The following is a 21,614-nucleotide window of genomic DNA, read 5'->3' on the forward strand; positions in this document are numbered from 1 at the left end:
CACCCAGGCCCACCGGGCGCATTTCGACAACCCGGCGGGGGCATACGCCGCGCTCGGCAGGGCGGCGGAGATTATCGAGGTCAATCTGGCCGAGCGCGAGAGGATATTTAAATCGATTGTCGCCACCTGGGAGAAATCGCAGCTGCCGCGCGGGATGTCCACGCCGGAGAAGAAATATGTCCACGGGCGGGACCAGCAGCGCAATTTCGCCAACCGCCGCCCGGATTTGTCGTTCATGATCTACGATGAGCAGCTGCTGGGCCTGGAGGACTACCTGGCCGACCTGAAAAAGTACATGGCCGGCTACAGGGAAAAGCACCTGTGAGAATTTTTACAGTGGCTGCCCTTTTGGTACTGCTGGCTGGTTGCGGAAAGCCCAAGCAGCAAAACCTGCCGTCGCCGCAGGTTGCGGAAGCCCGTCCCGAGCTGTTTCCGGAACGGATCTGGGCGGCCTGTGATTTCGAGCTGCTGCGCAACGATGTTGTCTGGAGTGCTCGCCACGAGGGGGAGAATGTCCCGCCTTATCCGGCCAACAATTTTGCCGCCGCCGCGCGGGAACTAGCGCCGGGAGTCAGTTCGCTGAGCGTGATTTTCACCCGCTACCCCCGCGCCGAAGCCGGGAGCAAAGTCTATTTCCGCTATTATCTCGGTGGAGAGGGCCAGCTGGAACTCCGCCTGTTCAACCAAGACCGCCAGGCCTGGCACCGGCTGACTCTGACCGGTCTGGCCAGGGGCGAGTGGGCCGAGGCGGCGGCGGATTTCGGCGAAGTGGGCGATGAGCGAGGCGGCGGGCCGCTCGAATCCGGTGAGCGGGTGAGCGAGGCGGCGTTCGTGCTCCACGGCGACGGTGAGTTGCTGATCGACGACATCATCTGCTTTGCGGGTGGAAGTAGAGCAGATGGAGCAAGAGAAAAATTCCCGCGGCGGGTGATCGCGCTCTGGGGGTTCGACCCGGTGGAATCCTACCACCCGTGGACCCATGCCGACTTCAGGGTCAACCACAAGCACGAATCGCTCTCGCGCGGCTGGGGCGCCGGCGAGGCGCTCGACCGCGAGCAACGGGGAGTCAAGCGGATCAGGCTGATTATCGACCCGCCGCAGCAGGTGGGCGAACATTCCCGGCTGCGTTACAACTGCTGGCTGGAGAATGTCCGCCGGGTCCAGCCGATGATATTCGACCTGACCGACATGGACAACCGTCACGTGGGCCTGGAGCACCAGCCACAGGGAGAATGGTTCACCGAAACGGTTGATTTTACGGCCGACGGGATCAGGAACGACGGCAACCAGACGCCGTTCGAGGCCGGCAGCCGGGTGGACGACATTTTTTACCTGGCCTGGCCCGCGGACGAAGCCGCGGAGTTCACCCTGCTGGTGGACGATGTGGTGCTCTATGACGCATACGAGTGAACTGACTCGATTGACAGCGCGGCAGTTACGTCATATTGTTTGGTATGGAGCGGGAAAGATAAACTCTCTCTGACACCTTCAATTCCCCTCTTGAGAGGGGTGCCCGCTGAAAGCGGGCGGGGTGTGTAATTTTTGATCTAAACATTTGGATTAAAAGCGAGTTTACACGAGCAGGGAACAAACGGCAAGGTGGCGGCTTAGCTCCGCCGGAGGAATGCAATGGACTACGTGGATATCAGCGGGAAAAAGGTGAGCCGGATAATCCTGGGCACCAACCCGTTCAGCGGTTTCAGTCATCAGGGCTTGGACAGGGATCGGGAAATGATAAGGTTTTACACGGCAAGAAAAGTGCTGGACACCATGCACGAGGCACAGCGGCTGGGAATCAACACGGTTATCGCCCGGACGGATAATTTCGTGATCCGGATGCTGATGGAGTTCGAGCAGGAGGGCGGCAGCCTGCAATGGTTCGCCCAGACCTGCCCGGAGGTGGGTCCGCAGGAGATGTGTATCGAGCGGGCGGCGGCGATGAACGCCCCGGCCTGCCATCTCCACGGCGGCGTGGCCGACCACCTGTACCTCAACGGCCGCCTCGACGAGTTCAAGCCGCTGGTGGCGATGATCAAGGAGCGCGGGATGCTGGCCGCGATCGCCGCCCATCAGCCCGAGGTGTTCGAGTGGGCCGCGGAAAACCTGGAGCTGGACTATTTCATGTGCTCCTACTACAACCCGATCCCGCGCGGCAGGGACCCCCGGCACGTATCGGGCCAGGAGGAGGTCTACGAGCAGGCGCACCGCGAGCGGGTGACCGGGCTGATCCAGACCCTGCCCGCGCCGGCGATCCACTACAAGGTGATGGCCGCCGGGCGCAACGACCCGGCCGAGGCGCTGGGCTACGTGGCCGGCAAGCTGCGGCCCGACGACCCGGTCTGTATCGGGGTCTATACGGCTGACAAGCAGAACATGATCGCCGAGAATATCGACCTGCTGGATGCCGCGATGAGCGCGGCGGTGGTGTGAGGGGGGGCACACTAAATTAGCTGGAAAAATGTAGGGGCGACGCATGCGTCGCCCCTACGTGGTTTAGTGGTATAAATTAACGCTTCAGCAATTCCCGCCACACCCGCAGGAGCCGCCGTCACTGCTTTTGCCAGCGGCGGCCAGCTTAAGGTCCGAGCGCAGCAGGTAAACCTGCTTGCTCAGGTTTTTTACCTTGGTGTACGCTAAAAGCCCGAACATGCCGAGAATCAGGCTCAGAATCGAAATGGCATCCATCGTTCCACCTCCCATTTATAGAAACCGGGGTTTTGTTTGCAAAAATCCCGGCGGTTGCAATTGGCGCGCGGCGGGCCGCAGGGGGCAGGCCACGCGTGAATAAAAAAGCTTACTGAACCACCGGCCCGAACCGGCTGATCTGTTCGGCAATCGCAGCGCTGTCACCAACCACCACGATAGTCATCTCGGTGTCGCGGATATAGTTCCTGGCCGCGGCCTGCACCTGCTCCGGGGTGATTTTCATCACGTTGGCCGTATAATTTTCCAGGTAGCTGACCGGCAGGCCGTGGAGATCGAGATAGGCCAGCATGCCGATAATCCCGCCGCGGTCGGAGTTCTGCAGCACGAACCGTCCGGCCGCGTAGTTCTGCACGCCCTGGAGTTCCTCGGCCGAGGGCGGCTCGCCCTGCAGGCGGTCGATCTCGTAGAAAATCTCTTTCAGCGCCTCGCCGGTGACCTCGGTGGTGACATCGGCTGTCTCGGCCCAGTAGGCGTCGCCGTAGCGCACGGAGATACTGCTGCGCGGGCTGTAGGTGTAGCCCTTGTCTTCGCGGATGTTGGCGGTGATCCTCGATGCGAACATGCCGCCCAGCAGGAAATTGGTCACGTTCAGCTCCAGCCAGTCCTCGTGTCTGGGGCCGATTGTGGGCAGGCCCATGTAGATTGTACTCTGCACCGCGCCGGGACGGTTGACCAGGTGCACCTCGCGTTTCGATTCCGGCGAGGGGATATTGGCCGTGGCCGCCGGGCCGCTCTCCCAGCCGGAGAACGATTCGCGGATAGATGCCTCCATCGACTTCTGATCGAACACTCCGGCCACGTAGAGCCGGGCGCGCGCCGCGCCGAAGTTTTCCCCGTAGAAGTTTTTTACATCCTGCAAAGTGAACGATTGCAGAATATTCTCCGAGGGGAACACGCGGCCGTAGGGATGGTTGCCGTAGAGCACCTCGCGGTATTTCTCCAGGGCCTGGCTCTGGGCGCGGCTGCGCTGGATACTGGCGCGACGGATCAGGTCGTTTTTCAGCCGCTCGATTTCGCTGGTGGGCAGCAGCGGGTTGCGGACCACATCGGCGATTATCCGCACCGCCTCGGAGCCGAACTCGGCGAGCACGTCGGCCATGACCGTAGTCTGGTCCGGCCCGACACCGATGTCCAGCTGGCCGCCCATGCCGGCTATTTTCTCGGCGATCTGCTCGGAACCGAGGGAGGTGGTGCCCTCCTCGAGCATCATCCCGGTCAGGTCGGCCAGCCATACCTGGTCCTCGTTCTCGTTGATATTGCCCACGGCCAGCACCAGTTCCACCGCCACTTTCGGCGTGCTGCCGAACGGCACCAGGGTCACCGCCAGGCCGTTCTCGAGCGTAAAGGTTCGCCTGGACGGCAGGACGAACTTTTTCGGTTCTCCGCCCGGCGGCGGAGTTTCTTTGGGCAGCGCATAGACAGCCATCGCGCACAGGGCCGTTACGGCAAGTATGATTATCTTGAACATTGACACTGTTCCCCTTCCGGATTATCGGTACTCGAGTTCCCGGCCCGGTAGAAGTTCCAGCACGGTGCGCTGTGACGGCGCCAGGTACTCGCGCGCTGTCTTTTGCAGGAGCTCCGGGGTAACCTCGCGGAAGCCCTCCTCGATCCGGTTGATCAGCCCCGGATCGTCATCGAACAGCGCGAAACAGGCCAGCAGGTCGGCCCTGCCCATCCCGCTGTAGTATTCCAGGTAGTCGTAGAACCCGGAGCGCAGTTTGATCAGCGCCCGGTCAAGCTCATCGGCGCCGACTATCGAGTCGCGCACTCTGTCCACCTCCGAGTCGACCAGTTTCATGATCGAGTCGACGCTCGTTTCCGAGTCATGGAACAGTGAGACTGTCCAGAGCATCGGGCCGTTGTAGTTGTACTTGTTGCCCAGTGCGAAATTGATCCCGCCGCTCACCGATCCGGTCAGCCCGCTACGCTTGACCAGAGCGTTGTGCAGGTAGCTGTCCTCGCCCTGGACCAGGATCTGGTCCAGGATGCCGAACGCGTACCACTCGGGCGTCATCCGCTCGGGGACCCGGTAGGCGAACGCCAGGGCCGGGCGGCTGGCCAGGGTGTCGGTCTTGCTGAACCGCTGCTCTTCGGTCTGGGGCGGCTTGCTGAGATCGGGCTTGTCGGGGAGGTCCACCGCGGAAATCGGGCCGAAATACTTTTTGGCCAGCTCCAGCGCCTCGGCCGGATCGAGATCTCCGGCGATCACCAGCGCGGCGTTGTTGGGCGAGTAGAACGTATCGAAAAAGCTCTGCACGTCGCCCAGGTCGGCCGCCTCGATGTCGTCGAGATCACCGTAGAAATTGTGGCTGTTGTACCAGTTTTTGAAGGCGTACTGGGGCATATCAAGCCAGGGGAATCCGCCGTAGGGTGTGTTGAGCACGTTGACCTTGACCTCGTTGATCACCACGCCCTGCTGGTTGGTCAGGTTGTCCTGGTCGATCGCCAGGCCGCTCATCCGGTCGGCCTCGGCCCAGAGGATAGTCTCCAGCTTGTGGCTGGGGACAATCTCGAAATAGTTGGTGAAATCGAAGCGGGTGGAGCCGTTGAGCGTACCGCCGTTGGTCTGGATCAGCCTCACGAACTCCATCTTGCCCAGGTTCTCCGACCCCTGGAACATCATGTGCTCGAACAGGTGGGCGAACCCGGTGCGCTCCCGCGGCTCGATCCGGAAACCGATATTGTAATAAACCGCGACCGTGACTGTAGGTACGGTGTGGTCCTCGCTGAGCACCACCTTGAGGCCGTTGGCCAGCTTATGGTATTCCACCGGTACGGTAAACCCGCCGGTTTTACCGCCGCCACCGCCCGAGCAGGCGGCCAGCATGGCGGCTGTGCCGAATGCAACGACCAGCAGGGGTTTGCCCGCCTGCAGGATCGAACCGATCATGGCAACTCCTTTGACTCTGCGAGGTACATACTCTCGCCGATACTTACTATGGTGCGTACTTGTTATCAATCGGCGCTGAATTAGAGACTGACTATCAATTGTAATGGGTGAGGCCGGGGAAAACAAGGGCGGCGGGGAAGTTGATACCATACATAGACCATGAATGTAGTAAATACTGGATACAGGAAGTTCTGTATCAGGCAGCCAGCAGCTTCACGCTGACCACCGCCTGGGCCAGCGAGGCGAACAGGGTGGCCAGCAGGATAAACAGGCTCATCGGGGTCTGGAACTGGCTGTGCCCGCGGGCAATAAAAAACAGATGGGCCACGAAGGCAAAAATCCCCGAGGTGGCCAGCATTAAGCTGATAACCAGCCCCGCTGTCAGCCCCTCGCGGACCAGCACCAGGCCGTAAAGCACCACGAACACGAGCGGGAAATGCAGGAACACAAAGAAACCCGCTCCGCCGGGGAGGTTGAACAGCTCCCACTCCCGCCGGCAGCATTTTTTCAGCCCCTCTCATCCAGCCAGAAATCGGGCTCCAGCCACCTCAGCAGGGCCTCCAGGTAGTAGAAATCGCCCCAGATATTGGCCTGGTTCACGCCGCGGCCGATCTCGAAAAAGTAGGTGCCGCCGGTGAGCACGCCATCGGGCCTGCCGGGCAGGCCGCGGGTCAGATAGTTGACAGTCAGCGAGGCCAGGATTTCCCCGGCTGCGTCGCGGTAGCGTTCGGCTTCGGCGGGGTCGTCCAGCAGCGAGGCCAGCTCGAGCATCCCGCTGGCGGCCATCGAGCCGGCGCTGGTGTCGCGCGGGTGGTTCTCTCCGGGCGGGAGGTCGAAATCCCAGTAGGGGACCTGGTCGTCGGGCAGGCGCTCGATAAACCAGTCGGCCATTTTTCTGGCGGTAGCCAGCAACTCCGGGTCGCCGGAATTGCCGGCCGCGCGGGTGAATCCATAGATCCCCCAGCTCTGGCCACGGCTCCAGGTGGTCTCATCGCCCACGCCCTGCTTGTGGAACCCGCGGAGCATTTGTCCGGTTTCCGGGTCGAATTCCACCACCTGGTAGCTGGAGAAATCATCGCGCACGTGGGCCTCGCGCGTGCGGTGGGCGTGGCTGACAGCGGCTTCGCCAAACGAGGGGTCGCCGGTCTGCCTGCCCGCCCAGAAGACGTGGTCCAGGTTGATCAGGCAGTCGATAATCACGAATCCCATCTGATCTTCATCGCCCAGGCGGCCCCAGTTCTGGAAATAACCGCCGGCGGGGATATAGCGCTTCATCATCGTGCGCGCGGCGGTCAGGCCCACCTCGCGCAGGGCCTCCTCGCTGGTCAGACGGTAGCCCAGGTCGAACGCGGGCCAGAGCAGGATGCAGATGTCGCTGTTGTCGGCATTGTCCTTGTGGTGCTCCAGCAGCCAGGTGTATTTTTCGGCCTTTTCCCGCCAATAATCATCACCGGTGTGCTTGTACATCATCCAGAGCATGCCGGCAAAATAACCCCCGGTCCAGCCGTCGTGGCCCAGTTCCCAGACTCCGTCCTCGGTGGAGATCGGGAATTTTTCTCCAGTTATCTCGAGGGTTTTACGAAGGCTTGAGTCAACCCAGGCCAGGCCCTGCTCGGCGAGCGCGGGGGTCAGCTCCGGGATCGAAACCTGCGGAGCGGCGGTCTGCTGCGGCTGCTGCCCGCAGGCGAGCAGGACAGCGGCCAGGGTGATAACGATGTGTACGGTAAGACTTTTCATCTGATCTGCTCCGGGCTGATAGTTACTTTTCGGGCACCGCCACGTACATCTGGTAGTTGCTGCGGCTGTGCAGGGGCATCTTCTTCATCGGCACGATCTCCGCGGGCGGGGCCACGTTGTCGTCCTGGGTGTAGATCCACAGTTTGTCGCGGTCCCAGAGCACAACCTCGTCGCGGCTGTCGCCGGTGATATCGATCACATCGCAGCAGAGTTCCGGGTGTCCCTGCTCGGTGAATTTCACCACCTGGCGGCCCCGGCCGTCGATCATCCCTCCCTTTGCCGCGTTGCCCGAGACCAGCAGCAGCGCGGTCCCGTCGCCCGCCCAGTCAACCGCGCAGAGGGTTGAGCCGACGTAGTGGGGCTGGTACTCGCCCAGCTTGCGGCCGTCGGCGGCGTGGACCGTGATAATGTTGTGCTCGCCCCAGTAGGTCGCCTGGGCGAACTCGCAGCCGTCGATATCGGGTATAAAATCACCGACCGCGGCGCGCTGGGCGTGGCCCAGGACTTCCTTGTAACGCACCTTCCCTTTCAGGTCGCTGACTATCACGCCCTCCTCGCCGGCGCAGAAATAGGCGTGCAGGCCCGGGTAGCACTCGCCGCCCACCGCGCCGATAAAGCCGGCGTCGGAGTGGTCCTGGAAGCCGAGATCGAATATCACCGAGCCGTCGTGGTCGAACAGCGTGTAGCCCAGCAGCACCTCGTCGCGGCCGTCGCCGTCGAGATCCGCCACGTAGGGGTAGTGCCCGGCGTTGAGGCAGGCTGTCCAGAGCTGCTCGAAATTGCGGTCGTAGGCCCAGATATTGTTGTAGTCGTCCTTGATCAGGAAATCGCCCACTGTTCCGGAGCCGGTCAGGTCGGCGAAATGCAGCACGCCCGCCGGGATCCGCTCCCACTCGTCCTCGGGGTAGAAACTGTCGGGGTGTTTGGGGCCGTGAAGAGGCGTTGGGACACTTTTGATCAGCTTGCCGGTCTGCCCGTCGAGCACCTCGATCTTGAAATCGTGGCTGAACACGACCTCGCACCTGCTGTCGCCGTCGAGATCGACCACCTGGAACGGCAGGTCGGTGGCGAACAGCTCGGGAATCGTGTCGTTCTCGCCCCACTGCCAGAGAATTTCGCCGCTCAGGTCGAACGCTGTCAGCCCGGCGATATAGCGCCGCAGCAGTCCCTCGGAGCCGAAATGACGCTGGGCGATCACGAATTCGAGCTGCCCGTCGCCGTCCAGGTCGCCCCAGCGCATTTGACGGCCGTTGACCGCCAGCTTCCGGAGGTCGATTTTTTTCCAGAGCTTCGGCCGGGGGTATTTCGCCGCTGCCCGCTCCTGCTCGTCGCGCCAGGCGGCCTTGCGGCGCTTGAACTCCTGGTAGGCCTCGTTACTCATGATCACGCGCACGCGGCGGTAGTCCGCCGGGCTGTTGGCGATCAGCCCGACCTTGCCGGCGGGGTGGTGATAGTCGCGGCGGGTGATATCCACCTGCTCGCCGTTGACAAAGAAGCTGTGGTTGACCCCCTCCACCTGGACCCGGAAAGTGACCGGCCGGCCCGGCTCGTAGGGTATCTCGCGCACCTTCGATTTAACCCAGGCGTCGTGCTGACGGCGGATCCAGAACCACTTGTCGCCCTCGCCCAGGGCCAGCATGAAATAGTTGCGGCTGTTCTCTACGCGGTAGACTATCCCGACAGGGTTTTCCCAGGACAGGGGGACAAACTCGACCTCGAAAGCGTAGTCGGTCCAGAGCCGGTCGCCGGTGAGCACGACCGCGTTCTTGTCTTCCTCGAGGATCTCCTGTTTCTGCCAGAGCACTTTCTGCCCCGCTGATTCGCGGATATGCCAGGCCAGGCCCTCATCGAACGGCCAGAACCCCCAGTAGACAGCCTCGGCCCAGGGACCCCACTCCGGTTTCTTGGGGGTCCAGTGGTACTCCTGGACCGCGGTATATGGCTCGCTCAGCGCGCCGACCGGGTAGGTGGAGAAATCATCCTCGAACACCACCACCGAGTCCGGCCCGACAGGGGCCCAGGGTTCGGCGGCGGGGGAGGTGCGGGTAAGAAGCAAAAGAGACAGCGCCAACACAGGCAGGCAGTGGCGGAACATGACTGGCTCCCGGAACCGGTGTGTGCGATTTGTGTGCGGGGAATGAATTAGAATCTGCACTAGGAGGGAAAGAAAGGCAATAGGGAGGGGCAAGGAATTACTCCAGCAGTTCGAGCCGGACTTGTACATAGTCACCATGTATGGAAGTCAGCCGCCCCACCACCCACTGATCGATTGATTGTATCCCCTCGCCACGGACCAGGATAACGGTTGATCTTACACTGTTTATAATAACGCCAAAACTAGGGACAAAAGTGTCAATATTGTAGTTTAAGTTTTCACCGGTTGCTTCGAATGATAAATCTTCGAACACCAATTCGTCCTGGTATTTAAAAAGCTCACCGAGGTCGAGGGCGAACAACCTGAGGTCCAAAAAGCTGCTCTCCCCCTGAGGGGTGAACATCATCGGGATACGGGTTCCCTCATTGAGCCGCTCCAGCGAGGGGGCGCCGGTAACGTACCAGATCGAATCCTGAGTTTGCAGGATATCGAATGTCCTTGAAAATGTGGTATCCCTGAAACCATAAAGATTACTTTTTGTCATGTCAAAGGTAACCTCTACGGAAGCAGAGGTAACAGAATTATGCGCAATAACTTGATTCACTTTTAACTCGCAGTTTCCCGAAACATATATTCCAATATCTGTGGGGATATATCTTGCAAATTTATAATAGTAACCGTATCTCCTGCTGTATCCTTCCTCCAGCGGCAGGAAATCGGCGATGTGGAGTGGTATTACTTTGGGTTCATCAGGTTGATCTGGTACCACGGGCGCCGCCGGGTCCGAGCCGCAGGAGAAAAAAAAAGAAAGAAGAAAAGCAACAGCGAGAGTAAAAAAACAGCCTTTAGAACCCATTTTTCTATCCAGTAAGCAGGGGAAAATAAAAATTGTATGGAGTTGAAATAACTTAGCGGCACTGGGTAAGCACCATTGCGTACCCAGTGCCGCTTGAACATCACGCAAAAAGCATGCTAATCTTTAATCTTGGCCGGTGACAGATCAATCTTTCCATAATAATCAACCATATTATTGAAGACTGAGTCCAGGTCTTTCAGGGATGACAGGTACCAGCTCCCGTCCATTTTATGGAATTCCAGCTTGACAGACCTGAATTTAGCCCTGTCCGCTCTTTGGATATCTGACAAGGCGTTAACTTCCTCAGCAGGCAGTTTTTCCAAAACAGCGGGATCACCGGGCAGCTTGTAGAAACCAAACGAGGTTTGCAGTTCGGCTTCAGTGCCGTTCCGCTTGAATTTCAAAGTCTTCCGAGAGTTCTCGAAGTCAAAAGTGTTAGACATGCCGGGCAAAGATTTGTCCGCGGAGGATCTGCGATCAAGAGTTTGAAATATTCCAGCCAGGGTGGTCTTGAATTGATCCAGTTCTTCCCAGGAAGCAGGAGATGCGTCATCTGGATCGGGATGAAAATGCTTGTAAACCAGGTATGGGCGCTGATATTTAACGCCCATCACCATCCGTAGAACTATCTTTTGAATTTGCTCAACATCCGTGTTGGAAGGGACAGTCCCCTGTATCTTCAACAGGTTATCCTGTCCTAACACCAGTGCAGGCAGTACGGTCAGAAAAACAACCGTTGAGAAAAAGATTTTGATCCTGTTCATGACAATCTCCAGTATATTGAGATTAATTAGCGGATAAAACGCACTTCAGCGGAACCACTGTTACTTCAACAGCACCATTTTTCTGGTGGTCACGAACTCTCCCGCGGTCAGACGGTAGAAGTAAACGCCCGAGGGTACTCTACGGCCGGAGGGATCATTGCCGTCCCAGTTTACCGTGTATCTGCCGGGAATTTGCCGGGCGCCGTTCACAAGTTTAGCCACAAGCTGGCCGCGGGTGTTGAAGATATCCAGATTGACAGTTACCGGCTCTGCGTTCTCAGCAATATCGTAACTGATCGTAGTGGAGGGATTGAACGGATTCGGAAAATTCTGGGCCAGGGAAAAGCTCCTGGGCAGAACCGGTGCGGTGACTGCAACCGGTGCATCTTCCTCGACACCAGCCAGGACTGTTACAGACTCACCGTCCCAAAGGAAGTAAAATGAATTTGTACTTGCGCTGTCGGTTCCCGCGGCGTTGGATGCAATAACTCTAAGATGATACCAATAACTATCTGGATCGGAAGATGTTACACTACATGAAATAGTGCCGTAAGTTACTGCGCCATTTGAGGTATATACCTGTCTGACTCTAGTGTTATAAATAGATTCATTATGGCGCATTAACCATGCTGTAACGTTAGCTGCTTCAGGACAGCTAAATGTCAGGCTCGGTTCCGCGTATGTCGTGTTGGTGTCAACTGCCTCGGTCCCAATAATGATCTGGGCACTTGCGGCATACTGATCCAGCACGGTGACAGAATCCATCACCATGTTGGTATCTCCGGCGCTGTTATAAAGCTTTAACTGCAAGTCCGGGTCGCGATTGAAAGCTTCGTCCGTGACGTAATCTCCATCGATAACGAATGCCGCCACAATCCCGTCTGTCACGATTTTAAACTCATGATAAGACCCGGCGGTGATTGTCCCGAATGCGCCATGCTTGGTTGTAACAGGGGCTGAGCCGCTCTTTACGACGGTATAAGCTGTATCTTTTTTGATATACAACTTGACCCATTGGTCCCCGGTCAAATGGAGGCCCAATTCCTGAGTTGGGTTGGGGCTACCGCTCAATCTTTTAAAAACCGCTCTGACAGCGGCTTTGTTGAAATCGACCTTGCTCTCGAGCGAGGCGCCGGGGGACAAAGTGGCCGTACTGTCGCCGTTTCCCGTAACCGTGCCGCTCTTGGTCCATTGGACCGTATCTATGTACGTTTCGTGGAACTTGTCCACCACGTGCAGATAGTCCTTAGCCTTCCATTCGGAAAAAGCTTTAAATGTGGTTGATGCATCATAAGTTAAAACCACCAAACTATCGCCATCATAATCCCAATATGCGCTACGTCCATCGAAATGGTCTCCAGCCCAAAAAGTCAGGAAATCGGCATTGGTGAAAATTGAATATGCATCAGCCAGGTCCTCGTATTGATCAGAGGGGCCAGGATTTTCATGCTGGGTGCACCTGACACCTAGCAGCCTTCCGCTGTTAAGTGCGTTGGCCTGCTGGAGCTTATAAACTGCATAAGTGTTTTGCACTTGAAAGAAGAAGGCATCAACGTTGTCCAGCGAGTCAACGAATTCGGATTCAAAATCCAATTCAAAATCGGTAACACCATTCCATGCCACTTCGACTGCGGTCAGCAGCGAATCCGAAATTTCTTGCTCAACTTCATCCGCCAACTGGTTCAAGACAGAGAAGAACAGCCTGTAAGCTGCAGTGGAATCTCCACTTGTATAATCACGAAAATCAGAATGAAATATATAATCACTAGTGGCTTCTTTCCATTGAGTTTTCGCCTCCTCGCAAATCTGATGAATGATCATATCACAAGCATACCAGGCCCTGAAAACTGAATCCGTTGCGGCAATGGCGTTGGCAGTTACCTCGACAGCCTTGTTGCGTTTCACAGTGGCGTCACCTGTGTAGGTTATCAGGCTGTCGACCAGATAGCAGTAAATAACATTGGCATTCCAGGGCACGAAAAACTTATCATACATCGGCTCAAATCGGCTGGTTATGGGGGGTAAATCCTGGGTATGGGTATCGAGATAGTTTACAAAGCTATCAATAGCAGCCTGGGCATAGGTGTCAAAGGCGGTTGCATTGCCCGCATCTTGCAGTTCTTCTTTAACTTTATCGAGCCCGGTTGTAATAAACCAGCTTGTTACTGTAGCACCCCCGGAAAAACCGTAATAGTTCATTTTCTCATAAACGCTGGGGTCTCGCTCATTATTACCAATCCCGATGGTAGGGCTGCGAAAAGGGAAAAAATTTGATTTCATATTAGCATGCAGTAAGACTGTGGCAATAACCGAACATAATGCCACACCGATAAGCAATGCTTCTTTACGTACTTTCATTTTTCCTCCAGGGAGTTACAAGGGTTAAAAAAATGGAATTATTCAGGATGCTTCATGCCAACCTCCTTTCGTTGCATTAAAAAAGGTTGACAATCCCTGGGGTTACCACCCATAATAAAAAGACAATTCCCCAGTGGATTGTCGCTTTGGCTCATGCCGTGGCTGGTCTTGGCGGACAACGCGGCGTGAGCTTTTTGTATATATCCTGATAAAACTTATATTTTGCTTGATTGCACTGGCAAGCAATAGTTTTTATCAGTGGGCAATAGGTTGTCTATTTTGATTATAATCGATAATAGGGGTGATTGTCAAGCCTACGATCAAAAAGATGAGATATATTCGCGTTTTATTGAGAGAATAACTGTATTATATCCATAGAATAATATCTGCAAGGCGTTTATGGCTTTGCGCTCCATCCGCTGTTCGCAAATTTACTATAGCAATCAATCTTAGTTGTTCCGTTTTTCAAAAGTGCAAATCGCTTGGGTCGCCTTCTCGCTCCTGCACCCGCACCATCACTTTCAGCACGTCCGGCGGCTCGGTGTTGACCAGCTCGAACGCTTCGGCTGTATCGGCCAGTTCATACTCGGCCGAGAGCATCGCCCCGGTGTCGTAGCGCCCGGCGGCCATCGCGGCGATCACCCGCGGGAACTCGCCCTTGCTCACGCGGCTGGTGCGGATAACCGCCTCTTTCCAGACCAGGGTTTTCCAGTGCGCGCCGTAGGAGTGCGGCCCCTGGCCCAGCAGGGTGATCCGGCCGCCGTTGCGGATCATCTCCACCGCCTGGGCCACCGGCGCTTTGCCGCCGACCACCTCAAGCTCCGCCTCGCCCACCGCCTCGATCACCAGGTCGGCCCCATCGCCGCCGGTCCATTCCCGCACCGCTTCGACCGCATCCTCTTTTACGGAGTTGATCGTTAGATCCGCCCCCACTTTGTCCGCCAGGTCCAGCTTGTAGCCGCTGAGGTCGATAACGCAAACCTTATCGGCGGCGGTCAGCAGGATATTCTGCAGCACGGCCAGGCCTGCCCGCCCCGCGCCGATCACCACCACCCGGTCGCCGGGCTCCACGGCGGAGACCGTGGTGCTGTGCATGCCGATACTGTAGAGTTCCACCAGCGCGCCGTCGCAATAGTTGATCTCATCCGGCAGCCGGAAACACTGGCCCTCGTCGGCCACAGCCAGCCCGGCCAGGCCGCCGTCGAGATCGATTCCCCGCAGCCGCAGGCTGCGGCAGGCGTTGTACTGGCCCTTGTGGCAGGCCGGGCAGTTGTGGCAGGAGATAATCGGGTCGATACAGACCCGGTCGCCCACGGCCAGGCTCTCGACATCCGGACCGATCTTTGCCACCCGGCCGGCGAACTCGTGGCCCTGGGTGCGCGGGAAAGTAACCCGGCCCTCGAACTCGCCGCGGTAGGCGTGGATATCGCTGCCGCAGATTCCCACGTAGGCCGGCGCGATAAGCACCTGTCCCGGTCCCGGCGAGGGATCGGCCACCTCGCGGTACTCTATTTTCAACGCCGCTGTCGTCTGGGCTGCTTTCATCCCGGTCCGGTTCCCTGCATCGAATGTGATTTCCGGTTCAATTCGCCTGTTCCAAAATATCCAGCCGCGGGCGGGTGCGCAAGCCGGCCGGGTGTGTCCATCGGCAGGCAGCTCCCGTTTTGCCTTGCAATTTGAAAAAGTAGAGTGTAGAATTGGTCGAACTTTACACCGATTCATTATCTCGCCGGCGGCCGGCCGCCGGACAACCTCAGCGTATTCAGGACCAGGCGGATGGACAAGGCAAAAGCACAGAAGGTACTGGAAGACCTGCAGATAGTCACCCGGATTATCTATACGGGCCAGGTGCCGGATTTCAAACCCAGCGCCACGCTGATTGTCCGGAAAGTCAAACCATCGGACGACCGCCCGTTTATCCGCAAGGACGCCTCGGGCCATGCCCTGTACTACATTGTCGAGGGCCAGGCGGGGGTGGATATCGGCCAGCCCGAGCGGATAATCATCGAGGAGAAAAACACGGTCGGCGAAGTGAGCATGGTCAGCACCGTGCTCAATGCGCTGGACGAGACCGTGAATATCGAAAGCCGCAGCGCCGATGTCTACGCCGAGGAGGACCTCAAGTTGATCGTGTTCAACTACTCGGCTCTGGTTGAAATCCTCAAGGACCCCGACCCGGAACTGCGCGGCGTGCGGGTACAGGTGATGATCAGCCTGAACCGGATTATGTACCGGAAGCTGATGGGGGTTAACGACAATTTCGTGCAGATCCTGACAGGCTACGGTCTGGAGCAGGAAGCCGAGGAAACCGAATACCCCGTGCGGCTGCTTGATTCGTTGAACGCGTTCCTGAAAAAGATGCGCTCGATCCCCAAGCTGAATGTCGTGCCCCACGAATTGCGGGGGACTCTGGTCCGGGAGGGCGAGCCGAACTCGGAAATCATCTTCATGCAGGAAGGCAGGGTCAAAATCAGCAAGGAGGTCGAGGATGCGCTTACCGAGGAGAAAGTACGAATCGAACTGAGCATTATCGCCGGACCGGCCATCCTGGGCGAGTCCTCGTTGCTGAACCTCGGCTCGGTAAGCGTGACCCAGGTGGACGTTATCGACAAGGTGTTCGGTTACAGGATGGCCGTGCAGAGCCTGGTGCGCCACCTTCAGCGCTACCCGGACCTGTTCACCCAGTTTTTCCTGCTGTTGCTGGAGTTGAATTATTACCGTACCGTAAGCATGATGAAGAAAACATCGGCCCTGGGCTGAGACCGCCCCGTTCCCCGCTGGTTCCCCGCCGGCAGGTCCGATCCCGTGCCTGCTTGCCGCCACACGCTAATCCGCCGGTGATCCGATGAATCTGCCGCGATTGATCCGGTTTTACTCCGTATCGCTGACTTTGCTGGCCGCCGTCTGCGCCAGCCCGCCGGATTTCAACATTATCATAGTCACGCTCGATACGACCCGCGCCGACCGCCTGGGCTGCTATGGCTACGAGCGGGCACATACGCCGTCGCTGGACAGTCTCGCCGTCGACGGAGTCCTGTTCGAGAACGCGTTCACCACCTCGCCGATCACCCTGCCCGCCCACGCCAGCCTGTTCACCGGCCTGTACCCGCCGGTCCACGGGGTCCGCGACAACGGAATCTACCGCCTGGAGGATGAGGCTGTCACCCTGGCCGAGGTGCTGGGCGAGGCCGGGATGAATACGGGCGCGGCGATCGGGGCCTACGTGCTGAGCTCGCGGTTCGGACTGGCCCAGGGTTTTGACCATTACGATGAGCGCCTGAAAGGCCAACCCGGCGCGAAGGCGGCGTTCTACGTGGAGCGCTCGGCCGGTGAGGTTACCGATGCGGCTCTCGAATGGCTTAACGGTCTCGGACACCGGCGGCCGTTCTTTCTCTGGGTCCACTATTTCGATCCGCACTCGCCCTGCCGCCCGCCCGCACCGTACGACTCGCTCTGCCCGGGCCGTCCCTACGACGGCGAGGTCGCCTACATGGACAGCCAGCTCGGCCGTCTGCTGGACTGCCTGCGCGAAAGCGGCGAATACGAGCGAACCTTGATCGTGGCGGTGGGAGACCACGGCGAGGCCCTGGGCCAGCACGGCGAGCCGACCCACGGAATATTCATCTACGATCCCACTGTCCGGATTCCCCTGCTGGTCAAGTATCCCGGCGGTGAACTGGCCGGCAAGAGGGTCTCGGGGAACGTCAGTCTGGTCGACTTGTTTCCCACGGTACTGGAAGCCGCGGGACTCGAATGGCCCGGCTCGATCCAGGGCCGCAGCCTGTTGCATGATAACAGTCCGGGTGAGCGGGCGGTTTACCTGGAAACCCTGATGCCCGAGCAGACATTCGGCTGGCACAGGCTGGAGGGGCTGGTCCAGGGCAATATGAAGTACGTCGATGCACCGGTCCCCGAGCTGTACGACCTCACCGCCGACCCCGGCGAGACACAGAATCTGGTTGAAAGCGAACCAGACCGGGCGCAGCGGATGTCTTCGCGCCTGGCGGCGTTAAAGTGGGAGCTGGAGCGCGAGAGCCGTCAGCTCGCCGGCCGGATGGAACTGGACAGCGAGTCAGCCGAACGCCTGCGGGCGCTGGGTTATATCTCCGGCGGCGCGGCGGCGCACTCCCCCGATTCGCTGCCGGACCCCAAGCTGATGATCGGTTCACTGGGCCGGTTCATGGAGGGGGTGATGGCCGAGGCCGAGGGTGAGTACGCCGCGGCCCTGGCCGCGTTCGATTCCGTGCTGGCCGACGATCCCGAGAACCTGTACGCCATCCGCTACAAGGGTTTCGTGCTGATGGAGCAGGACAGCATGCGGCTGGCGATCGAGCAGTTCACCCGCGCGGTTGAACTCCAGCCGGAAAGTCCGGCCAATTTCATGCTGGCGCTGGCCTGGAGCAGACTGGGATCGGTCGGGGAAACTCGCTCATGGCTGGAGCGGACTGTCAAGATGCAGCCGGGCCACGCACGGGCCCACGCCATGCTGGCCGATATACTGCTTGACTGCGGCGAAACCGCCGTGGCGGTGGAACACATGGAGACCGCCCGCAGGCTCGCTCCCCAGGACAAGAGGGTGCTCAACGACCTGGGCAGTCTGCTGCTGGAGCGCGGCGAGCCGGAAGCTGCGGCGGAAAGTTTCGAGGAGGCGCTGGCGGTCGACCCGGACTACCCGCTGGCCCTCTACAATCTGGGGATCGCCCGCTATCGGCTGGGCGAGCTGGAGGAGGCCGAGGAAGTTCTGGCCCGGGTGGCAGCTGATTTCACCGGGGACAAGAAAGTGCAGAACAACCTGGGAGTGGTGCGCGCGGCGCGGCAGGACCGGGAGGGCGCCGAACGGGCGTACCGCGCCGCGCTGGATGCGGACAGCTCGTTCGCCCCGGCATGGAACAACCTGGGCAATGTCATGGCCGCCACCGGGCGCACGAACGAAGCCGCGGCCGCATACAGCAGCGCGCTGGAGATCGAGCCGGACTACGCTGAGGCCTGTTTCAACTACGGTATCCTGCTGGCCGAGCGGCTGGAGTTGCCGGATTCGGCTTTGATGCTGATCGAGCGGGGAATAGCGCTGGCGCCGGATTCGCCCAGGGCACTGAAAATGGGGGATTTCGCCCGGGAGCTGCGCGCGCGCTGAGCTGCGCTGCATTGACATGCCCCGCCCCTTTGCCCATATTTGTAACACGACTTTCCGCTCCACTTTACCGAAAATATGACAACGGATCAGAGGAGATAGATGGATAAGCACCCCCACCCCCATTCGGCCGGCCACCCGGGCGGCGGACATCCCCACGGCGGCATGCCGACCAGCGGCGACGCCGGTCCGGGACCGCTGGGCAACCAGTTGCGGCTGGTGTTCTGGGAAACCACTGCCGGCTGCAACCTGACCTGCCAGCACTGCCGCCGGCTCGACCTGGCCCAGGACGGCCTGGCACCCGGCGACATGAATACGGAAACCGCCCTGCGGTTTATCGACAGCATCGTCAAGTTCGCCACGCCGATTCTCGTGCTCTCGGGCGGAGAACCGATGATCCGCCCGGATATTTTCGAGATCGCCCGCTATGCAGCCGATAAGGGGCTGCCCGTGGCGCTGGCCACCAACGGGACCATGATTGACGGCGAAGTGGCGGACAAGGTGGTGGCCGCCGGCGTACGGAGGGTCGCGATCAGTTTCGACGGGTCGGGCGCGGCTGTCCACGACGAGTTCCGCGGGCTGCAAGGCTCCTTCGACAAGGCGGTCGCCGGTTTCCGCGCCCTTCGCGAGCGCGGGACGAGCATGCAGGTCAACTGCACTGTGGCGCGCCACAACGACCATCAGCTCGAGGAAATTGTCACGCTGGCCAAGGACCTGGGCGCCGACGCCCTGCATTTTTTCATGCTCGTGCCCGTAGGCTGCGGCGTTGAGTTGAGCAAGAAACAGCAGCTCAGTCCCGAGCGCTACGAGGAAGTGCTGAACTGGGTTTACGAGACGACGATCGAGAACCCGCAACTTCAGATCAAGGCCACCTGCGCCCCGCACTATTTCCGGATTATCCTCCAGCGCGGCGGCAAGGAGATGCTGAGCAAGGGCCACGGCCACGGTACGATGCACACCATGACCCGCGGCTGCCTGGCCGGGACCGCGGTCTGTTTTGTCAGCCACACCGGCGAGGTGTTTCCCTGCGGGTACCTGCCACTCAGCGCGGGCAATGTCAAGGAAACGGCGTTCGAGGGTATCTGGAACGAGTCTGCCCTGTTCGAGAAACTGCGCGACACGGGCAACCTCGAGGGCAAATGCGGACTCTGCGAATACAAGAATGTCTGCATGGGCTGCCGCGCCCGCTCGTTCGGCGAGGTCGGCAATTTTCTGGCCGAGGAGCCTTACTGCACCTACGAGCCGGTACGGGTCAAACGTCAGAAAGCCTGAGGCGTCCTGACAATCCTGTTATCAGCAGACGGCGCTTACGGCAACAAACCGGGAGCGCCGTTTTGGTTTGCAGGTCGGTTTTAACACAGCAGTCTAAGGCTTTAATTTCATGGTTTAAAAGTTACCTTAGATGCAGGTCTTTTCGTCCACAGGCCAAGCAAATCATTGATACTCCTGATGAGGACGGATTTTTTATTGAATAAACAACGGGAATCTCTCGATGCAAGCTGAAAAGGACGAAAGTTGTCGCTCAGAATCGAAAGAGTAGGCCATCTTTAAAATTTCAATTTTGATTTGGTGAATATCGGTTAAATTGATATATTGACAATTATAAATGAGAATCAATCACGATAGCTAGCAAGCGGAACAAGGACTGGGAAAAACAAGAGCGTGCCGGTTGGTTTTCTAAAGCATTGAAATAAGTAACTCCGCGCCAGAGCCAGCCAATTGTTCAAACCTGTTTCAACATTGACCAACCTTTTTGCAGAACTCAAGCGCCGCAAGGTTATTCGGGTGGCAGCGCTCTACATCGTGGTGGCCTGGCTGCACGCGGTTGCAGGAGAAAAGGACAAGGCGCTCGCCGCGCTGCGCCGGGCCATCGACCGCGGCTGGCGACAGAGCTGGTATGCCAAGCTCGACCCGCCTCTGGAGTCTCTGCGGGATACGCCGGAGTTCAAGGAGATGATGGCAGAGGTGGATGCGGATATAGCCCGGCAGAAAGCGATCCTGAAAGAGGAGGGGCTGCTGTAGCATGTATCAAGCAAGGATGACAGGATGAAACTGAACGTCAGGGCCTTCGCCTAACCGACATGGATTGTTTTTTCGGAGGCGGACGAGCAGAATGCCCCGATGAACATTTCGAGGTAAGGCCGGTAGAGATTATCAGTCATTCGCTGCCTTAAATACGTGAATGCATCCGAATGGCTGGAAACATAAGTGTTGTGAGTACAGGCAGTCAATTCATCGAATGCATCCGTTATTGTTGCAATTCTCAGCATTGGCGCCGCAGGCCGGTCATCGCAATAATCGAGATCGGACACGTATTTTAAATGCTGGTCCAAATCACCCACTTCAGCGGGCCATTCTGATCTGGCGCTTTCCAACTGTTTAGCGAAATTATTCCGCCAAAACCGCTCGTCATGGATCAAGATGCCCCAGATCGTATTCGCGACCAATTGCGGTTCGAAATCGATTGATTTTAAACTGCTGATAACCGCAACCGTATAGCAGGTATACATACAGACTCTCATTGCATGGGGCAGGTGGTTTTTGTTCCTGTAAAAGACCTCAGCCAGCAGGTAGTTTCTGATTTCATCGGTTATCAACAGATTGTATGTTAATAATACCAGGTTGGCGGAAATTTTCCGCAGTGAATCGTTAAGGCCATTGACCGAATGAGCGTTGGATTGCAGAAACCGAAGAGATTCGTTCAGGCAATGAACCGTGAATTCAATTTGAGCTCTAGGATCAAGGTCTGGATTTTTTAACACTTTGCTTTCATACCAGTTTGTCATCAGCATAAAGGCGATTTTCCCGCAGGGCAGTTTTTTCTGGTATATTTTTGCCTTAGGTACTGTTTTGAGTAATTCTTCAATTTCATCGGCATGGATGTAGATTTGCGACGGGACGCAGGATCCAAACGGAGTGCCTTTTCGATGGAACTGAACGTAAACAGGACGGCCGCCGCTAGGTGATAATTTCCTGAACAGGTTGAAGTTGACAAGCTCATGCGGTTCAACTTCCGGGTTTATCCTGGAATAATCATCTTTTAGCATCCTGATATCTCCACTAGAGAAGGATTC

16 protein-coding genes and 1 pseudogene (1 of these 17 cut by a window edge) are annotated in these 21,614 nt (G+C 58.1%); 7 read left to right on the plus strand and 10 right to left on the minus strand.

Annotated elements, in window-relative coordinates:
* The 3 genes from FVQ81_03240 to FVQ81_03250 all read left to right on the plus strand — a co-directional run.
* Positions 1 to 111, plus strand: partial view of a family 20 glycosylhydrolase gene (locus FVQ81_03240; GenBank protein ID MBW7995590.1) — the 3' end only. The gene continues 1,815 nt to the left of window position 1, outside the view; the window shows 111 of its 1,926 coding nt (coding positions 1,816–1,926); its start codon lies beyond the left edge, outside the window; the stop codon is at positions 109 to 111.
* Between the two features lie 210 nt (positions 112 to 321).
* Complete coding sequence (locus tag FVQ81_03245; protein ID MBW7995591.1) at positions 322 to 1,410, plus strand: hypothetical protein; 1,089 nt, start codon at positions 322 to 324, stop codon at positions 1,408 to 1,410.
* Between the two features lie 219 nt (positions 1,411 to 1,629).
* Entirely contained in the window at positions 1,630 to 2,430 is an 801-nt protein-coding gene (locus tag FVQ81_03250) for a hypothetical protein (GenBank protein MBW7995592.1), read from the plus strand.
* A 364-nt stretch (positions 2,431 to 2,794) separates the two neighbouring features.
* On the opposite strand, the gene FVQ81_03255 is transcribed toward FVQ81_03250, so the two are convergent.
* The 9 genes and pseudogenes from FVQ81_03255 to FVQ81_03295 all read right to left on the minus strand — a co-directional run bounded on the left by FVQ81_03255 (position 2,795) and on the right by FVQ81_03295 (position 15,350).
* Entirely contained in the window at positions 2,795 to 4,174 is a 1,380-nt protein-coding gene (locus FVQ81_03255; protein MBW7995593.1) for an insulinase family protein, read from the minus strand.
* 21 nt (positions 4,175 to 4,195) lie between these two features.
* Positions 4,196 to 5,556: pseudogene (locus FVQ81_03260) on the minus strand (insulinase family protein).
* Positions 5,557 to 5,795: 239 nt separating this feature from the next.
* Positions 5,796 to 6,047 (minus strand): hypothetical protein, encoded by a 252-nt coding sequence (locus FVQ81_03265; protein ID MBW7995594.1) that lies wholly within the window; start codon positions 6,045 to 6,047, stop codon positions 5,796 to 5,798.
* Positions 6,048 to 6,106: 59 nt separating this feature from the next.
* Entirely contained in the window at positions 6,107 to 7,336 is a 1,230-nt protein-coding gene (locus FVQ81_03270) for a glucuronyl hydrolase (protein ID MBW7995595.1), read from the minus strand.
* Between the two features lie 22 nt (positions 7,337 to 7,358).
* Positions 7,359 to 9,431 (minus strand): hypothetical protein, encoded by a 2,073-nt coding sequence (locus tag FVQ81_03275; GenBank protein MBW7995596.1) that lies wholly within the window; start codon positions 9,429 to 9,431, stop codon positions 7,359 to 7,361.
* A gap of 97 nt (positions 9,432 to 9,528) precedes the next feature.
* Entirely contained in the window at positions 9,529 to 10,287 is a 759-nt protein-coding gene (locus FVQ81_03280) for a hypothetical protein (protein ID MBW7995597.1), read from the minus strand.
* 116 nt (positions 10,288 to 10,403) lie between these two features.
* Complete coding sequence (locus tag FVQ81_03285; GenBank protein ID MBW7995598.1) at positions 10,404 to 11,051, minus strand: hypothetical protein; 648 nt, start codon at positions 11,049 to 11,051, stop codon at positions 10,404 to 10,406.
* A 60-nt stretch (positions 11,052 to 11,111) separates the two neighbouring features.
* The gene (locus FVQ81_03290; GenBank protein ID MBW7995599.1) at positions 11,112 to 13,409 is read right to left on the minus strand and encodes a T9SS type A sorting domain-containing protein; all 2,298 of its coding nucleotides are present in this window, start codon (positions 13,407 to 13,409) and stop codon (positions 11,112 to 11,114) included.
* A gap of 465 nt (positions 13,410 to 13,874) precedes the next feature.
* The gene (locus FVQ81_03295) at positions 13,875 to 15,350 is read right to left on the minus strand and encodes an alcohol dehydrogenase catalytic domain-containing protein (protein ID MBW7995600.1); all 1,476 of its coding nucleotides are present in this window, start codon (positions 15,348 to 15,350) and stop codon (positions 13,875 to 13,877) included.
* Here FVQ81_03295 and FVQ81_03300 point away from each other — a divergent pair.
* The 4 genes from FVQ81_03300 (at position 15,258) to FVQ81_03315 (ending at position 20,562) form a co-directional block, all read left to right on the plus strand.
* The gene (locus FVQ81_03300; protein ID MBW7995601.1) at positions 15,258 to 16,169 is read left to right on the plus strand and encodes a hypothetical protein; all 912 of its coding nucleotides are present in this window, start codon (positions 15,258 to 15,260) and stop codon (positions 16,167 to 16,169) included. The two genes, FVQ81_03295 and FVQ81_03300, sit on opposite strands and share 93 nt — an antisense overlap.
* A gap of 85 nt (positions 16,170 to 16,254) precedes the next feature.
* Positions 16,255 to 18,543 (plus strand): sulfatase-like hydrolase/transferase, encoded by a 2,289-nt coding sequence (locus FVQ81_03305; protein ID MBW7995602.1) that lies wholly within the window; start codon positions 16,255 to 16,257, stop codon positions 18,541 to 18,543.
* Between the two features lie 162 nt (positions 18,544 to 18,705).
* Positions 18,706 to 19,812: a radical SAM protein gene (locus tag FVQ81_03310; GenBank protein MBW7995603.1), complete on the plus strand. Its 1,107-nt coding sequence runs from the start codon at positions 18,706 to 18,708 to the stop codon at positions 19,810 to 19,812.
* Between the two features lie 513 nt (positions 19,813 to 20,325).
* A complete protein-coding gene (locus FVQ81_03315; GenBank protein MBW7995604.1) occupies positions 20,326 to 20,562 on the plus strand; it encodes a hypothetical protein in 237 nt (78 codons plus the stop codon).
* Between the two features lie 50 nt (positions 20,563 to 20,612).
* On the opposite strand, the gene FVQ81_03320 is transcribed toward FVQ81_03315, so the two are convergent.
* Positions 20,613 to 21,587, minus strand: a complete 975-nt coding sequence (locus FVQ81_03320) for a hypothetical protein (protein ID MBW7995605.1) — start codon at positions 21,585 to 21,587, stop codon at positions 20,613 to 20,615.
* Between the last annotated feature and the right edge of the window lie 27 nt (positions 21,588 to 21,614).

This window comes from Candidatus Glassbacteria bacterium, assembly GCA_019456185.1.
Lineage (GTDB): Bacteria > Gemmatimonadota > Glassbacteria > GWA2-58-10 > GWA2-58-10 > JAJRTS01.

Excerpts from the sequence above, each read along its gene's own strand:
- FVQ81_03250 (MBW7995592.1), top strand. The coding sequence starts at position 1,630 with ATGGACTACGTGGATATCAGCGGGAAAAAGGTGAGCCGGATAATCCTG.
- FVQ81_03255 (MBW7995593.1), bottom strand. The coding sequence starts at position 4,174 with ATGTTCAAGATAATCATACTTGCCGTAACGGCCCTGTGCGCGATGGCT.
- FVQ81_03270 (MBW7995595.1), bottom strand. The coding sequence starts at position 7,336 with ATGAAAAGTCTTACCGTACACATCGTTATCACCCTGGCCGCTGTCCTG.
- FVQ81_03275 (MBW7995596.1), bottom strand. The coding sequence starts at position 9,431 with ATGTTCCGCCACTGCCTGCCTGTGTTGGCGCTGTCTCTTTTGCTTCTT.
- FVQ81_03280 (MBW7995597.1), bottom strand. The coding sequence starts at position 10,287 with ATGGGTTCTAAAGGCTGTTTTTTTACTCTCGCTGTTGCTTTTCTTCTT.
- FVQ81_03285 (MBW7995598.1), bottom strand. The coding sequence starts at position 11,051 with ATGAACAGGATCAAAATCTTTTTCTCAACGGTTGTTTTTCTGACCGTA.
- FVQ81_03290 (MBW7995599.1), bottom strand. The coding sequence starts at position 13,409 with ATGAAAGTACGTAAAGAAGCATTGCTTATCGGTGTGGCATTATGTTCG.
- FVQ81_03295 (MBW7995600.1), bottom strand. The coding sequence starts at position 15,350 with ATGGCCCGAGGCGTCCTTGCGGATAAACGGGCGGTCGTCCGATGGTTT.
- FVQ81_03305 (MBW7995602.1), top strand. The coding sequence starts at position 16,255 with ATGAATCTGCCGCGATTGATCCGGTTTTACTCCGTATCGCTGACTTTG.
- FVQ81_03310 (MBW7995603.1), top strand. The coding sequence starts at position 18,706 with ATGCCGACCAGCGGCGACGCCGGTCCGGGACCGCTGGGCAACCAGTTG.
- FVQ81_03320 (MBW7995605.1), bottom strand. The coding sequence starts at position 21,587 with ATGCTAAAAGATGATTATTCCAGGATAAACCCGGAAGTTGAACCGCAT.